The sequence below is a fragment of the Pectobacterium sp. 1950-15 genome (genome assembly GCF_037136835.1).
Classification (GTDB): Bacteria; Pseudomonadota; Gammaproteobacteria; order Enterobacterales; family Enterobacteriaceae; genus Pectobacterium.
This window is the reverse complement of the sequence record NZ_JBBBQR010000001.1, coordinates 174,159-188,474: the sequence shown is the minus strand read 5'-3', so window position 1 is coordinate 188,474 and position 14,316 is coordinate 174,159. Positions and strand designations below refer to the sequence as shown.

Genomic DNA, 14,316 nt, shown 5'->3' with positions numbered 1-14,316 from the left:
CGTCAGGGTATGACGTCCGATAAACAGGACACGGCTTTGAATAATGACTTTGAGCACTATTATCAACAGATTAAAGGACGACAAAAGCGCGAGGCGCTGCTGTGGTCCCTGCTGCTGGCTTGCCTGTTTCTGGGGGCGGGCAAGGTTGCCGAGTTCAGTCCCGCAACCATCTGGCATGCTCTGCCGAATTTTTTCAGCTATGTGCGCGATACGCTGCCTGTATTGCACTGGCAGCAGCTTCTGGCGAACGTTCACACCGAAGGCTCTCTGGCTTATTGGGGATATCGGCTGCCCATACAGCTGCCGCTGATCTGGGAAACGCTGCAAATGGCGCTGGCTTCCACAATTATCGCGGTGGCGGTTGCCACGATGCTGGCATTTTGTGCCGCCGCGAATACGCAACCTTCGATGCTGCTGCGTGTGGCTATTCGCGCGCTGGTGGCTTTTTTACGCACCATGCCGGAGCTGGGGTGGGCGGTCATGTTTGTCATGGCTTTTGGTATTGGCGCGATGCCCGGCTTTATTGCGCTGGCGCTGCACACCGTAGGCAGCTTAACCAAACTGTTTTATGAGTCTCTGGAAAGCGCGTCCGATCGGCCGGTACGCGGTCTGGCAAGCTGTGGCGCCAGCAAGATCCAGATTATACGCTTTGCTTTTTGGCCACAGGTAAAGCCGATTTTTCTCTCCTACAGCTTTATGCGTATGGAAATTAATTTCCGCTCTTCCACCATTCTTGGTCTGGTGGGGGCGGGCGGTATTGGTCAGGAACTGATGACCAACATTAAGCTCGATCGCTACGATCAGGTGAGCATGACCTTGTTGCTGATTCTGGCGGTGGTCTCGCTGCTGGATGGCGTCTCCGGCTATTTACGCCACCGCGTGGTAGAAGGAAAGTGATATGGGAACGGTGACGGCACCTGATGTCGAACAGCTGAAAAAGCAGCATCCCGAACTGTTTCGCATACAGTCGCGCTATCTACGCTGGGTCATACTGCTGGTGCTGGCGGTCATGCTGTATTACCTGTTCTTTTTTCAGACCTTTGGCATTAGCGGGTCGCAGTGGATCAATGGCTTTGCGCAGTTGGGGCGCTATTTTTTACGCATGTTTGTCTGGCATGATTTTGCCAATTGGCCCTTTGGTTATTACCTGTCGCAAGTTGCTATCACGCTGTCGATTGTGTTTGCCGGGACGGTAACGGCGACCTGCATTGCGCTGTTACTCTCTTTCTTTGCCGCGCGCAACATCATACAGCGCCGCGGATTACGGCCGATTGCGCTGCTGGTGCGGTGCCTGTTGGACACGATGCGCGGTATTGATATGGCGATTTGGGGGCTGATATTTGTGCGAGCCGTCGGGCTGGGACCGCTGGCGGGGCTGTTGGCTATCGTCATGCAGGATATTGGCCTGCTCGGCAAGCTCTACGCCGAAGGGCATGAAGCTGTTGAGCGTTCACCTGGACGAGGTCTGAGCGCGTTAGGCGCTAATGCGCTGCAAAAGCACCGCTTTGGTATTTTCACGCAATCATTTCCCGTTATTCTGGCGCTTAGCCTCTACCAGATAGAGTCGAATACCCGCTCAGCCGCCGTATTAGGTTTTGTCGGCGCGGGGGGCATTGGATTGGTCTATGCGGAGAACATGCGCTTATGGAACTGGGATGTGGTGATGTTTATCACGCTGATTTTAGTCGCGATAGTGATGATCATGGATGGGATATCAGCCTGGCTGCGTAAGCGCTATATCACCGGCAAAGACGTTCCGCTTTTTCAGCCAAAAGATAGCGACGCCCATAATTAAGTGTTTGCCTCTCTGTTGTGACGCTTTCTCTTATACAGAATTAATGTAGGGCGCAAAGGGGGTTGACCGTTATCCGGCGTAAGAAATTATGCAGCGGTGGTCATGACCGCCGAGTGAGCGGCATGGATGCCGCGAAAGCTAAGTGCCGCGTCGGGAACGCGTCACTGGCGGCTCGTCTAGCGGTCATGACCACCGATGGCATCGCGTAGCGACATAATTTAGCCGGAAGCCGGGGTTCTCAGGGCGGCGGCGACTGAGCGCCCTGAGTCGGGCGCGTGCTACGACGTAGCATGAAAATGACGATATTGTAGCGCACGAAACCGTCTCCGCATCTGCATAAAAATGTGACTAAAAGACTGTAGGTAAAAGGGAAAGGGGGGAACAGGGGCTTGTCAGCCCCTGTTTTGAGCATTTACGGTGCTGGGAACGTGAACCGACGGTGGATCGCTTCCAGCTCGTCAAGGATCTCGCCGTCCAGCGTCAGGTTCTGGCTGTCGAGGTTGATTTGCAACTGCTCCAGCGTGGTCGCACCCAGCAGCGTGCTGGCAACGAACGGCTGCTGACGCACAAACGCCAATGCCATTTGCGCCGGATTCAGGCCGTGCTTTTGCGCCAGCGCCACGTACTCAGCAACCGCTGCCTGCGCCTGCGGGCCGGTATAGCGGGTGAAGCGACTAAACAACGTGTTGCGTGCGTTAGCAGGTTTTGCGCCATTCAGGTATTTACCCGTCAGCGTACCGAACGCCAGTGACGAATAGGCGAGCAGCTCTACGCCTTCATGTTGGCTGATTTCCGCTAGGCCGACTTCAAAACTGCGGTTTAGCAGGCTGTAGGGGTTCTGAATTGACACGATGCGTGGCAGATCGTGTTTTTCCGCCAGATGCAGATAGCGCATCACGCCCCACGGGGTTTCGTTGGAGACGCCGATGTAGCGAATCTTACCGGCACGCACCTGTTCATTCAGCGCTTCCAGCGTTTCCAGCAGCGTAACGACCGGTTTGTCGTCAGTATATTGCGATTTGTTATCAGTATATTGATAGTTCAGCTTGCCAAAACAGTTGGTCTGGCGCTGTGGCCAATGCAGCTGATAGAGGTCGATATAGTCGGTGTTCAGCCGTTGTAGGCTGGCATCCAGCGCGGCACGGATATTTTTTCTGTCCAGCGCCTGCTGTGGGCGGATGCTGTGATCGTTTCCGCGCACAGGGCCGGAGACTTTGCTTGCCACAATCAGTTTTTCACGGCCGCCACGGGATTTCAGCCAGGAACCGATATAGCTCTCGGTTAACCCCTGTGTTTCCGGGCGTGGAGGAACGGCGTACATTTCTGCTGTGTCAATCAGGTTAACACCTGCGGCAATGGCGTGATCTAACTGGGCATGAGCGTCTGCTTCGCTGTTCTGTTCGCCAAAGGTCATCGTACCAAGACCCAGCACGCTCACTTCTAAAGAACTATGGGGAATACGGTGATATTGCATTGCCAGCTTCCTTATGTCTGAAAATAGCAGGCGTATTTCTCCTCATTTCCGCATGATTTTCTGCGATTCCAATGAGTTTGGGAGAACACACCTGAATTCGACTATAACGAAGCCGTGGCGAGTGGGGAAGTCTCTTCTGTTACCCTTTTGTGGGATTTTGTCAGAGAACGTCGCCCGATGGGGGGAGTGCGGGCTAACGTTGCCGTTAGCGCTGCACGATTTGGGAGACTTGGTCGCTGTTGATCTGTTTCTGATTACCCTGCTCATCGATATAGCTGAGCAGACCGGTATCTTTATCCAGCACGGGTTTTCCCTGCGTCAGAAGCATTTGCCCCTCTTTTGTCGCCATCACGTAGTCGCTGGAACAGCCCGCAAGGGTAAATAATAACGCCAGTGTCACTGCCATTTTCATCCGTACTTTCATCGTATTAACCCATTCATAAATGCAAAAACTTAAGTGAGTCTAGCAAATGGTCGTGAGGGATAACGTAGGAATAATGGAAAAAATGCGTGTTGAGGACGTTAATTTTGTGTAATCAGGCGGCTGCTTGCCGCCTGACTAGGTCGTCTGACGTTTTGATTGCTCGCTATGCGGCGATCAGTGTGCCGTTTTCTCTTTTTTACTGCGCAGCAGGTTCAGCGCCTCGACGGACATCGAGAAGAACATGGCGAAGTAGATGTAGCCTTTCGGTACGTGAACGTCGAAGCTTTCCAGAATCAGGGTGAACCCGACCAGGATCAGGAACGACAAGGCCAGCATTTTGACGGACGGATGGCGTTCGACAAACTCGCCGATAGGGCGCGCGGAGAACATCATCACACCAACGGCGATAATGACTGCTGCCATCATAATGAAAAGATGGTCAGACAGGCCAACGGCGGTGATCACCGAGTCCAGGCTGAAGATAATATCCAGCAGCATGATCTGCACAATCGCGCCAAAGAACGAATACACCTTGGAAGTGTGGTCTTCTGAACCGCCTTCGACGGTTTCGTGAATTTCCTTGCTCGACTTCCAGATCAGGAAGAGCCCCCCGAAGAACAGAATCAGGTCACGCGTGGAAATTTCGTTGTTGAACGCGGTAAACAGTGGGTCAGTCAAACGCATGACCCAGGCAATAGACGCGAGCAGTCCCAAACGCATCAACATCGCCCCCATCAGCCCGATGCGGCGCGCTTTGTTTTGTTGGGCTTTAGGCAGTTTGGCGACAACCAGAGACAGGAAGATAATGTTATCGATCCCAAGAACGATTTCCAGAATAGTCAGCGTTCCCAATGCCAACCAAGCGTTCGGATCAACAATCCAATCAAACATTATATCAATACACCTTAAACGAAACGTAAACGATATTATACTCTGCCAGCTCGGTGCGTAGGCAAGCGAAAGTGTGATGTCGTAAAGATATACTCGTCATACTTCGTATGTGGTCCATGTGCTGGCGTCCCTTTTGCTCTGGGTCGGCGTCAGGCTTTTCCCAGGTCATATTCCCTTGTCACAACAAGATCAGTGTACGACGAAGTATCGTACTGAAGAAGCATAGCGCTCATGAAACTCAGTTGCTGAGCTGCATAAAGTGGCGAGCCAGCAGCGGCGCGGTAAAGGTTTTTTTCAGGTAGAACCCGCGAGGTAGCGTCAGAATCGGCTGACCAAATTCGCCAATGGCCTCCGTTAAGGCCCGGCTATTTGCCGCTTTGGGGCGTAGCTGTAGCACTTCGCCATGTCGGGCGGTGATGCTTTCTACCTGACCAAGCACGATCAGATCCATCAACTCTTCCCAATCGCAGCGCAGTTGTTCCTCTTCTTCTTCGCTGGGGCTCCAGATCAGCGGCGTACCAATACGGCGTTCCCCTAGTGGAATGTGCCGCGATCCTTCCACCGGAATCCACAGTACCCGCGCGAGCTTGTGTCGTACGTGGCTGCTTTCCCACGTGACGCCGCTGTTGCCTGTCAACGGCGCGACGCAGACGAAGGTGGTTTCCAGCGGTTTACCCTGTTCATCAATCGGAATGGTTTTTAGCTCAACGCCGATGTCGGGGAAATCCTGCTCGGGCTTACTGCCAGCGCTTGCCCCCAGAAAACGCTCCAGCAGAACGCCAATCCAGCCTTTGTCACGTTTCAGGTTAGCGGGAAGGGGCAGGCGAGCGATGTCCGCCAATTCCGCGAGATTATAACCTGCGAGGGATTGCGCGCGTTCCAGCAAGGCTTGCTCGTGTGGCGGCGCAGTCGTGTGAACCGTGGGTGAATTCATAGCGTATCGCTCGATATTTTTCCGCTCAAAAAAAATACAACAGGAAGGGCGTACCCATGCACAGTCTGTAAGGCTGTGGAGAAAAACAATAATAGCATGATTCGTAGCGCTTTTTTTTAGTGTGATGGCGATCACTACACATCGTTTTGCAAACTGTGCACGTATAGCCACCGACAATAAACAGGATCTTACACTAGGTTATCCACAGATTTCTTGGATAACCCACATAAACATGAATTACTGGTTCGATTTACAGCCTTGACTCGCGGTCATTTTGCTGTTTTTGCCTATTTATTGCCTGACTTTGAGGCATTACCTGTGGATAAAAACGGCATAGTGCGATCTTTCGCCAATCTTGTGTTGTATGCCATTTGAACAAAAATAAAGGGGGCGATATTACCAATAAGATGGACTGTAATTTTATGAATAAAAAGCACTATTTTTTAATTTACAGTAATATTTTTTCTTCGTGAAAAATGAGTTTTACTCACTTCTTCATGGGTTCTGCACAAAGATGTCCACAGAAAAAGTGAATAAATTACGAATTTCAGCCTTCACATGTTTATAACTTTGATCTTATCTGTGGGTTATCTTACTTTTATTAGTATCACATGCTTTCTAAGCAGTGGTTTACCGCCTGACGGGAGTGTGAAACAATCAGGTCATCTTTGCATTGATGTTTATTGAGGTAGTCCGGTGATCGATGATGATGGCTACCGCCCAAACGTTGGTATTGTAATCTGTAATCGGCAGGGGCAGGTGATGTGGGCCCGGCGCTATGGTCAGCACTCCTGGCAGTTTCCGCAGGGGGGAATTAACCCCGGTGAAAGTGCTGAGCAGGCGATGTACCGCGAACTGTTTGAAGAAGTCGGGTTAAGAAAAAAGGATGTGCGCGTACTGGCATCTACCCGAAACTGGTTACGCTATAAATTACCAAAGCGTTTGGTGCGTTGGGATACAAAACCGGTCTGTATCGGCCAAAAGCAGAAATGGTTTTTGCTACAGTTGATGTGTAATGAGTCGGATATCAATATGCAAAGCAGCGGCACGCCGGAATTTGATGGCTGGCGTTGGGTGAGTTACTGGTATCCGGTACGTCAGGTCGTCTCTTTTAAGCGAGATGTGTATCGTCGCGTGATGAAGGAATTTATCAACCCGGTGATACTGCTTCAGGAGAGTGTTGCGGCTCGGGTGGCGACCCCATCCGGTCCCCGGCGAAAAAGAGGGTAATTCAGGCACATTATGCTCACGCGCTTGCGAGAAATTGTCGAAAACGTTGCGGCAACGGCCCGCCTTAGTGATGCGCTGGACATTCTGGTCAATGAGACCTGTCAGGCTATGGACACGGAAGTCTGTTCCATTTATCTGGCCGATCACGATCGTCAATGTTATTACCTGATGGCAACGCGCGGGTTGAAAAAGCCGCGCGGGCGCACGGTGACGCTGGCGTTTGGGCAAGGTATTGTCGGGCTGGTCGGGCAACGTGCCGAGCCTATCAATCTAGCCGATGCTCGCGCGCATCCCAGTTTCAAATATATCCCCGCGGTGAAAGAGCAACATTTCCGCTCTTTTCTTGGCGTTCCCATTATCCACCGTCGCCATCTGCTCGGCGTACTGGTGGTGCAACAGCGTGAACATCGTCAGTTTGATAAAAACGAAGAGTCGTTCATGGTGACGCTGGCCACGCAGATGGCCGCGATTCTTTCCCTTTCACAGATCAAAACGCTCTTCGGTCAATACCGTCAGACTCGCGTTAAAGCGCTGGTGGCCGCCCCCGGCGTGGCGATTGCCCCTGGCTGGCAGGATTGTACCCAGCCTTCTCTGGAGCAGGTTTTTCCTGCATCGAGTCTGGACAGCGAGCGTGAACGCTCCCGCTTAACGCAGGCGTTGGAAGAGGCAACGGCGGAGTTTCGTCGTTTCAGCAAGCGGTTTAGCGCCAGCGCGCAGAAAGAGAGCGCGGCGATTTTCGATTTGTACTCACACTTGCTGAATGATGCGCGACTCAAGCGTGAACTCTTTCAGGAAGTGGATGCGGGCAATGCCGCCGAGTGGGCTGTGAAGCTGGTGATCGAACGTTTTGCCGCGCAGTTTACCAATTTGCAGGATACCTACTTGCGTGAACGGGCGGGCGATCTGCGCGCGCTCGGGCAGCGGCTGCTGTTTCACCTTGATGATAACGCGCAAATCATGGGGCAATGGCCTGAGCGCTTTATCCTCGTGGCGGACGAATTAACGGCGACGTTGTTGGCGGAACTACCGCCAGAGCGGCTGGCGGGCGTTGTTGTGTATGACGGCGCCGCCAACTCGCATGCGGCGATTCTCGTACGGGCGATGGGCATTCCCACGTTGGTGGGCGCGGATATTCAGCCCGGCCTGCTGCACCAGCGTCAGCTGATCATCGACGGCTATCGCGGTGAGCTGTTGGTCGATCCTGAACCCGTGCTGGTACAGGAATACCAGCGCCTGCTGACGGAAGAAAATGAGCTAACCCGTTTGGCCGAAGGCGAAATGGAACAGCCTGCCGTGTTGAAAAGCGGCGAACGTATTCAGGTCATGTTGAATGCGGGGTTAAGTGCCGAACACGAAAAGCGTTTTATCAATCAGGTTGATGGCGTGGGTCTGTACCGTACGGAAATTCCTTTTATGCTGCAAAGCGGTTTTCCGTCCGAAGATGAACAGATGGCGCAATATCAAAGCATGTTGCAGCTTTATCCAACGCGCACGGTGATGCTGCGCACGCTGGATATCGGCGCGGATAAGCCGTTGCCTTATCTGCCTATTAGCGAAGAGAACCCGTGTCTTGGCTGGCGCGGTATTAGGATTACGCTCGATCAACCTGAAATCTTTCTGATTCAGGTGCGCGCGATGCTGCGGGCTAACGCGCATAGTGGCAACCTCAGTATTCTGCTGCCGATGATCAGCAGTCTGGATGAAATCAGTGAAGCGCGTCGCCTGATCGATCAGGCTGCGGGCGAGGTCGAAGAATTACTGGGCTTCCCACAGCCCAAACCGCGGATCGGCATCATGATCGAAGTACCGTCGATGCTGTTCCTGCTCCCTCATCTGGCTTCCCGCATTGATTTTGTTTCGGTTGGCACCAACGATCTGACGCAGTACCTGCTGGCGGTAGATCGTAATAATGCCCACGTGGCATCGCTCTATGACAGTCTGCATCCTGCCATGTTGCAGGCGTTGAATATGATCGCCGTCGAGTGCGAGCGGCATAATATTCCGCTCTCCGTGTGCGGTGAAATGGCGGGAGAGGCGCTCGGCGCACTGCTGCTGACCGGCCTGGGCTATCGTTCGCTCAGTATGAACGGGCGCAGCGTGGCGCGAATTAAATATCTGCTGCGTCAAATTACGCTGGCTGAGTCGCAGGCGTTAGTGCAGCAATTGCTGGGTGCACAAAGCGCGGCGGAAGTCAGGCAGTGGGCGGCGATCTTCATGGAAGAGCGTGGATTAGGCGGCTTAATTCGCGGCGGGCGCTAATTTGACGTGGGTGATATTGACGGATACATCGAGCTTTAATTGCGAGTAAATGTTTAATAGCGACTCAATGTTTTACAGAACTTTTCCCCTCAGCGGTCAACGAGCGCGGGTGCGTATGCTATGATTCGCCACCGCGGTTCGCAGGAACGGATTCATTCTCCTGCCTTTTGCCTATCAATGACGATCCCGCAAGCAGGGATAACACAATAAAATATGTGGTGAATGATGACGACAAGCTATCTGGCGTTTCCTCAGTTTGATCCAGTGATTTTCTCAATTGGCCCGCTGGCGCTGCACTGGTATGGGCTGATGTATCTGGTGGGTTTTGTATTTGCCATGTGGTTGGCGGTGCGTCGGGCGAATAAACCGGGTAGCGGTTGGACCAAAGATGAAGTCGAAAACATGCTGTACATGGGGTTCCTCGGGGTCTTCGTCGGCGGGCGTTTGGGCTACGTCCTGTTTTATGCCTTCCCGTCATTTCTTGAAAACCCGCTCTATCTTTTCAAAGTCTGGGATGGCGGTATGTCGTTCCATGGCGGCTTAATGGGTGTGATCTGCGTCATGCTGTGGTTCGCGCATCGCACCAAACGCCATTTCTTTCAGGTCGCTGATTTTATTGCCCCTCTGATTCCTTTCGGGCTGGGGGCTGGCCGCTTGGGCAACTTCATCAACGGCGAACTGTGGGGACGCGTGACGACCGATACGCCGTGGGCCATGCTGTTCCCTGGTTCGCGCAGCGAAGATATGATGCTGGCCGTCAGTAATCCGCAGTGGCAGGCGATTTTCAATCAGTACGGCATGCTGCCGCGTCATCCTTCCCAGCTGTATCAAATGATGCTGGAAGGCGTGGCACTGTTTATTATTCTGAATCTCTTTATTCGTAAGTCCCGGCCGATGGGCAGCGTCTCTGGGCTTTTCCTGATCGGTTACGGCACGTTCCGTATTATCACCGAATTCTTCCGCCAGCCGGATGCGCAACTGGGTCTGTTTGGCGACCTGTTCAGCATGGGGCAAATCCTGTCGCTGCCGATGGTGATCGCCGGTATTCTGATGATGGTCTGGGCCTATCGCCGTCAGCCCGCACAGCAATAATCCGCTGTCCTTCTTTAATATTTGTGGTGAGGTAGTATGAAACAGTATCTGGATCTGATGAAAAAAGTGCTTGAAGAGGGCACGCCGAAGGCCGACCGTACTGGCACGGGCACGCGTTCCATTTTCGGCCATCAGATGCGTTTCAACTTGCAGGACGGGTTTCCGCTGGTTACCACCAAAAAATGCCACCTGCGTTCGATTATCCATGAACTGCTCTGGTTCCTGAACGGCGATACCAATGTTGCTTATCTGCATGAAAACAAAGTCAGTATTTGGGATGAATGGGCAGATGAGAACGGCGATTTGGGGCCGGTTTACGGTAAGCAGTGGCGTTCGTGGGGAGCCGCAGACGGCCGTCAGATCGACCAGTTGAAGAATGTTCTGACCCAGTTGAGACAGGATCCAGATTCTCGCCGCATTATCGTGTCCGCCTGGAACGTGGGTGAGCTGGACAAAATGGCGTTGGCACCGTGCCACGCGTTTTTCCAGTTTTATGTGGCGGATGGCAAGCTTTCTTGCCAGCTTTATCAGCGCTCGTGCGATATCTTCCTTGGCCTGCCGTTCAACATCGCCAGCTATGCGCTGCTGGTGCACATGGTGGCGCAGCAGTGCGATCTGGACGTCGGTGATTTCGTCTGGACCGGCGGCGACACGCATCTGTACAACAACCATCTGGAACAGACGCAGTTGCAGCTGAGTCGTGAGCCGCGCGCGCTGCCTAAACTGGTGATTAAGCGCCGCCCGGATACGCTGTTCGATTACCGCTTCGAAGATTTTGAAATCGAGGGATACGATCCGCATCCCGCCATCAAAGCGCCCGTAGCCATCTAAAACTTCCCCACCTTTTTCAGGGCCGCGTCATGCGGCCCTTTTTGTTATTTCTCTTCGTGCAACGGGCCTACCGCTTCCTAAACCTACCGTGTGTGAAAATCAATCGTTTCGAATATTGCGATTTTCGTTTATTTCGATTAATATTGGTTTTAACGGTGTTAGCCCTTGGATCTGATATCGCTACTCTGAAACTTACGAACCGAAGAACGCTGGAATACTTGATGAAAAATACTCCTCTAAATAGTTTGAGCCTTCCGGCTCCAAAAGAAATGGAGGCCGCTATCCGTGGACAAAGGCAGCTTGCAGCCTGCCTGTCTACGAAGCTGGAAACACAGGAAATTTCGATTCAGGATGCGCATGATATTGCCCATCAGATCGAGTTGCCTACCTCAGCACTCACGCTTTTGATGAGCATCCTTGGTGAACTGGCGGCGGGTAATGCTGTCCAGATTGTCCCCGTGCAGGCTGAGTTAACGACACAAGAAGCGGCAAATATTCTGAATGTTTCACGGCCACATATGGTGAAGCTTTTGGAAGAAGGCCATCTTCCTTTCCATAAAACAGGTCGTCATCGCCGCGTGCTTTTTGCTGATTTGATGCAATACAAAGAACAGCGTGAAAATGAAAGTATGCAAGCCATGCAGGAGCTGACAGACCGAAGTCAGGAACTCGGGTTTTACTAATGAATCACTCCCCCTATCCCGTGGTACTTGATGCGTGTGTCATTTATCCATCTTTGCTACGGGATTTGCTCATGCATCTTGGTTTAACAGGGCTATATCAGCCAAAGTGGACGGCACTAATTCAGGAAGAGTGGCAGCGAAATTTGTTGCTAAATAATGCAGACGTAACGATGGATAAACTCAGGAACATTGAGCATTTGATGAATAAGGCATTACCTGATGCCAATGTGACTGGTTTCGAACAACTTATCCCTGCTCTGGTTTTACCTGATGCGGATGATCGACATGTATTGGCCGCTGCAATACGCGCTAATGCAGAAGTTATCGTCACTGCGAATCTTAAAGATTTTCCAGCAACGGCACTTTCCGAGTTTGCGGTGGAAGCAATGCACCCAGACGAATTCATTGCCGACTTATTTGATCTCAATTCTGCACTGGTGCTTAAAGCCGTTCGAACTTCGCGCACAGCCTTCAGAAAGCCTCCATTTGATGTGGACGAGTATCTGGATTGTCTCCTGCGTCAGGGGCTACCTATGACGGTAAAAGAATTGGATGCGTATCGAGCATTGATTTAACTATATACCCTATCAGACGGTGTCTTCCATACAAGCAGGCGCCGTTTTTCATTGTACTTTCCCCACCTCCCCGCACGTTTTTTCTGTTGTTACATCATTGCAGTAAAACATTGCGAGCCGCTACGTATAACACCGTTAACACGCTGTTTTTACAGATAAGACTCACTATCCTGACGCCATGAAAACAGGGAATCGACAACAGCGGGGGTTTACCTTGCTTGAACTTTTAGTGGTGCTGACGATCGTGGCGCTGATGGCAGGTGGCGGCCTGCATGGCTGGATTCAATATCAGCAGGCTATTCGTCTGGAGCAGAGTGCGCAGCAACTGCTGGATTTTTTGAGTCGGGTTCAGGCGAATGCCTACTGGCATAACGAAACCCGCACCGCGAAGCTTATACCGTAGGGAGATCTATGGTGCATGGTGGCAGGTCAGAATGAGAAACAGGCGGAGGAAACGTGCCGTGAGAACCATCCTGGGCAGTTCGTTCGCCGTGCGCAGGAGGTCGTGCTGGTAAAATCCACCAGTAACGTTTTTACGTTCTTTGGCTTGCGTAACGCCGCTCAGGCTGGGCACATCTCGCTGTCGAATTCTGCGGGCCAGCTGCGTCTGATCATCTCGGTGAGGGGACGTATGCGTCTGTGCAGCGAATCGCAAGTTGTTCTGGCGATTCCCCTATGTTGATAGCCATGATGTTGAGACAACCAGGACCGAGGTGTAAGCAACGCGGCTTCACGTTGCCGGAAATCCTGTTAGCGCTGAGTTTAGGTAGTTTGATTATGCTGTCGGCGGCGCAGCTCTACCCTCTGTTGCGCAGCCAAAGTCAGGACAGTGCACAGCTTTTTCGGCTGGAGCAGTTGTTTAGTCAGGTCGCGATGGGGATTGAGAAAGACATCCGCCGGGCTGGTTTTTGTGCGGGTGCCTGTCAGGGCAAGGCGATCAGTATGGGGAATTATCCGGGCGAGGCAGAAAACAGCTGTCTGAATGTCTCTTACGATCTGAACCGGAATGGGGCTTGGGATGGCGGGGAACAGCAGGATGCGGAATCTTTTGGCTATCGCCTGCGTGCTCGGTCACTGGAAATTCAGAGCGGGGCGCACAATTGTCAGGGAGACCGATGGGAAAAGCTGTTTGATCCGCAGGAAGTCGTCCTTACGCTGTTCCGGTTACAGCGTTTGACTGCGCAAAATGATGTGGCGCTGTATGAATTGCAACTGGCGGGATACTGGGCGAAACGCCCTGCGGTTAAGCAACATATCGTCCGCCTGATACTGGGACGTAACCAATGAAGCAAGGATTGCAAAAGGGAAGCGGAACGCTGCCTATGGTGTTGCTGATTGCCGTTATCGGCCTGTTGTTGATGTCTGGTTTGCAACGTCAGCTTGATACTGCCATTCAGGTGGGAAACGATGAACGACATTATCTGCGGGCGTTCAATCAGGCACTGTCCTCGCTGAACTGGGGAAGAGGGCTGCGTTGGCGTGCACTAACAGAAAGCTGGCAGTGTCAGCAACTGTCGGCAGAACAGCTCGTGGTGTGCCTGCGGGCGGCCTCGGATGGTGGGCAAGGCGTACTGCGCGGTGAAGGGATACTCCCTGCTTCGGCACGACCGCTGAGGCTGTACCAGCGGGTGTCATTTTTGACGCTGTCGTCGGGCCAGATCGCTATTCAACCCTTGGGTAACGGCTGGCTGGATTTTTGTCCTGATAAGGAGGTGACTCGCTGTGATGCAACGGAATAGCGCAGTGAACAAGGGAATCGTGAGTCACCAATCCGGTTTTAGCCTGCCGGAGACGCTGGTGGCGGCGCTGCTGTTTGCCGTGTCGCTGATGGGGTTGCTGCAATATCACCAGATTTTACAGCAGTCATTTCAGCATCAGTGGCAGCAGCGTCAGGCCTGGCGGTTTGCGATACAGCAGTTGGAGGCCTATGAAGCGGGTGTACCATATCATCCGTTCGCTCTTGATAATGCGGCGTCTCTTTTGAGTAAACACTGGCAGTTTAGTGTGTCAGAGCAGTTACAGAGCCCAGAATGCCGTCAGGTAACGGCAAGAGTCATGACGCCACGTCGCTATCAGGCTACACTAAACCGTTGGTTTTGCCGAACGCCGCCTGTTTAGTCGGCGTGCT

Annotated in this window: 15 protein-coding genes and 1 pseudogene; 12 read left to right on the top strand and 4 right to left on the bottom strand. The window is 52.6% G+C overall.

The window, feature by feature from the left end; all coding sequences use genetic code 11:
* Positions 1-9: 9 nt before the first annotated feature.
* Entirely contained in the window at positions 10-897 is an 888-nt protein-coding gene (phnE, locus tag WCT94_RS00770) for a phosphonate ABC transporter, permease protein PhnE (RefSeq protein ID WP_336867296.1), read from the top strand.
* A 1-nt stretch (position 898) separates the two neighbouring features.
* Complete coding sequence (gene phnE / locus WCT94_RS00765; protein WP_336867293.1) at positions 899-1,795, top strand: phosphonate ABC transporter, permease protein PhnE; 897 nt, start codon at positions 899-901, stop codon at positions 1,793-1,795.
* Positions 1,796-2,207: 412 nt separating this feature from the next.
* On the opposite strand, the gene WCT94_RS00760 is transcribed toward phnE (WCT94_RS00765), so the two are convergent.
* The 4 genes from WCT94_RS00760 to mutH form a co-directional block, all read right to left on the bottom strand.
* Positions 2,208-3,269 carry an NADP(H)-dependent aldo-keto reductase gene (locus tag WCT94_RS00760; RefSeq protein WP_180784921.1) on the bottom strand — a complete coding sequence of 354 codons (1,062 nt, stop codon included), beginning with the start codon at positions 3,267-3,269 and terminating at the stop codon, positions 2,208-2,210.
* Between the two features lie 205 nt (positions 3,270-3,474).
* Positions 3,475-3,693 (bottom strand): YgdI/YgdR family lipoprotein, encoded by a 219-nt coding sequence (locus WCT94_RS00755; protein WP_225087110.1) that lies wholly within the window; start codon positions 3,691-3,693, stop codon positions 3,475-3,477.
* Between the two features lie 174 nt (positions 3,694-3,867).
* Positions 3,868-4,584, bottom strand: a complete 717-nt coding sequence (locus WCT94_RS00750) for a TerC family protein (RefSeq protein WP_336867288.1) — start codon at positions 4,582-4,584, stop codon at positions 3,868-3,870.
* Between the two features lie 238 nt (positions 4,585-4,822).
* Positions 4,823-5,518 (bottom strand): DNA mismatch repair endonuclease MutH, encoded by a 696-nt coding sequence (mutH, locus tag WCT94_RS00745; protein ID WP_012773593.1) that lies wholly within the window; start codon positions 5,516-5,518, stop codon positions 4,823-4,825.
* Between the two features lie 696 nt (positions 5,519-6,214).
* On the opposite strand from mutH, the gene rppH reads away from it, so the two are divergent.
* The 10 genes and pseudogenes from rppH (at position 6,215) to WCT94_RS00695 (ending at position 14,306) form a co-directional block, all read left to right on the top strand.
* Positions 6,215-6,748: an RNA pyrophosphohydrolase gene (gene rppH / locus WCT94_RS00740; RefSeq protein WP_012773594.1), complete on the top strand. Its 534-nt coding sequence runs from the start codon at positions 6,215-6,217 to the stop codon at positions 6,746-6,748.
* A 12-nt stretch (positions 6,749-6,760) separates the two neighbouring features.
* On the top strand, positions 6,761-9,007 hold the full coding sequence (ptsP, locus tag WCT94_RS00735) for a phosphoenolpyruvate--protein phosphotransferase (protein WP_336867284.1): 2,247 nt from the start codon (positions 6,761-6,763) through the stop codon (positions 9,005-9,007).
* A 225-nt stretch (positions 9,008-9,232) separates the two neighbouring features.
* Positions 9,233-10,099 (top strand): prolipoprotein diacylglyceryl transferase, encoded by an 867-nt coding sequence (gene lgt, locus WCT94_RS00730; RefSeq protein WP_336867653.1) that lies wholly within the window; start codon positions 9,233-9,235, stop codon positions 10,097-10,099.
* Between the two features lie 36 nt (positions 10,100-10,135).
* Positions 10,136-10,930, top strand: a complete 795-nt coding sequence (gene thyA, locus WCT94_RS00725; RefSeq protein ID WP_180778193.1) for a thymidylate synthase — start codon at positions 10,136-10,138, stop codon at positions 10,928-10,930.
* A 221-nt stretch (positions 10,931-11,151) separates the two neighbouring features.
* Positions 11,152-11,613 carry a helix-turn-helix domain-containing protein gene (locus WCT94_RS00720; RefSeq protein WP_205559254.1) on the top strand — a complete coding sequence of 154 codons (462 nt, stop codon included), beginning with the start codon at positions 11,152-11,154 and terminating at the stop codon, positions 11,611-11,613.
* Positions 11,613-12,188: a PIN domain-containing protein gene (locus WCT94_RS00715; protein WP_039283954.1), complete on the top strand. Its 576-nt coding sequence runs from the start codon at positions 11,613-11,615 to the stop codon at positions 12,186-12,188. The genes WCT94_RS00720 and WCT94_RS00715 overlap by 1 nt, the downstream gene beginning before the upstream one ends.
* 178 nt (positions 12,189-12,366) lie before the next feature.
* Positions 12,367-12,870: pseudogene (locus WCT94_RS00710) on the top strand (prepilin peptidase-dependent protein).
* Positions 12,864-13,475 (top strand): prepilin peptidase-dependent protein, encoded by a 612-nt coding sequence (locus tag WCT94_RS00705; RefSeq protein ID WP_336867282.1) that lies wholly within the window; start codon positions 12,864-12,866, stop codon positions 13,473-13,475. The pseudogene WCT94_RS00710 and the gene WCT94_RS00705 overlap by 7 nt, the downstream one beginning before the upstream one ends.
* Positions 13,472-13,927, top strand: a complete 456-nt coding sequence (locus WCT94_RS00700; protein ID WP_336867281.1) for a YgdB family protein — start codon at positions 13,472-13,474, stop codon at positions 13,925-13,927. The genes WCT94_RS00705 and WCT94_RS00700 overlap by 4 nt, the downstream gene beginning before the upstream one ends.
* Positions 13,914-14,306: a prepilin-type N-terminal cleavage/methylation domain-containing protein gene (locus WCT94_RS00695; RefSeq protein WP_336867651.1), complete on the top strand. Its 393-nt coding sequence runs from the start codon at positions 13,914-13,916 to the stop codon at positions 14,304-14,306. Before WCT94_RS00700 ends, WCT94_RS00695 begins: the two co-directional genes overlap by 14 nt.
* The last annotated feature ends 10 nt before the right edge of the window (positions 14,307-14,316 follow it).

Excerpts from the sequence above, each read along its gene's own strand:
- WCT94_RS00720 (WP_205559254.1), top strand. The coding sequence starts at position 11,152 with ATGAAAAATACTCCTCTAAATAGTTTGAGCCTTCCGGCTCCAAAAGAA.
- thyA (WP_180778193.1), top strand. The coding sequence starts at position 10,136 with ATGAAACAGTATCTGGATCTGATGAAAAAAGTGCTTGAAGAGGGCACG.
- WCT94_RS00750 (WP_336867288.1), bottom strand. The coding sequence starts at position 4,584 with ATGTTTGATTGGATTGTTGATCCGAACGCTTGGTTGGCATTGGGAACG.
- mutH (WP_012773593.1), bottom strand. The coding sequence starts at position 5,518 with ATGAATTCACCCACGGTTCACACGACTGCGCCGCCACACGAGCAAGCC.
- lgt (WP_336867653.1), top strand. The coding sequence starts at position 9,233 with ATGACGACAAGCTATCTGGCGTTTCCTCAGTTTGATCCAGTGATTTTC.
- WCT94_RS00715 (WP_039283954.1), top strand. The coding sequence starts at position 11,613 with ATGAATCACTCCCCCTATCCCGTGGTACTTGATGCGTGTGTCATTTAT.
- phnE (WP_336867293.1), top strand. The coding sequence starts at position 899 with ATGGGAACGGTGACGGCACCTGATGTCGAACAGCTGAAAAAGCAGCAT.
- ptsP (WP_336867284.1), top strand. The coding sequence starts at position 6,761 with ATGCTCACGCGCTTGCGAGAAATTGTCGAAAACGTTGCGGCAACGGCC.
- phnE (WP_336867296.1), top strand. The coding sequence starts at position 10 with ATGACGTCCGATAAACAGGACACGGCTTTGAATAATGACTTTGAGCAC.
- WCT94_RS00755 (WP_225087110.1), bottom strand. The coding sequence starts at position 3,693 with ATGAAAGTACGGATGAAAATGGCAGTGACACTGGCGTTATTATTTACC.
- WCT94_RS00705 (WP_336867282.1), top strand. The coding sequence starts at position 12,864 with ATGTTGATAGCCATGATGTTGAGACAACCAGGACCGAGGTGTAAGCAA.
- WCT94_RS00700 (WP_336867281.1), top strand. The coding sequence starts at position 13,472 with ATGAAGCAAGGATTGCAAAAGGGAAGCGGAACGCTGCCTATGGTGTTG.
- WCT94_RS00760 (WP_180784921.1), bottom strand. The coding sequence starts at position 3,269 with ATGCAATATCACCGTATTCCCCATAGTTCTTTAGAAGTGAGCGTGCTG.
- WCT94_RS00695 (WP_336867651.1), top strand. The coding sequence starts at position 13,914 with ATGCAACGGAATAGCGCAGTGAACAAGGGAATCGTGAGTCACCAATCC.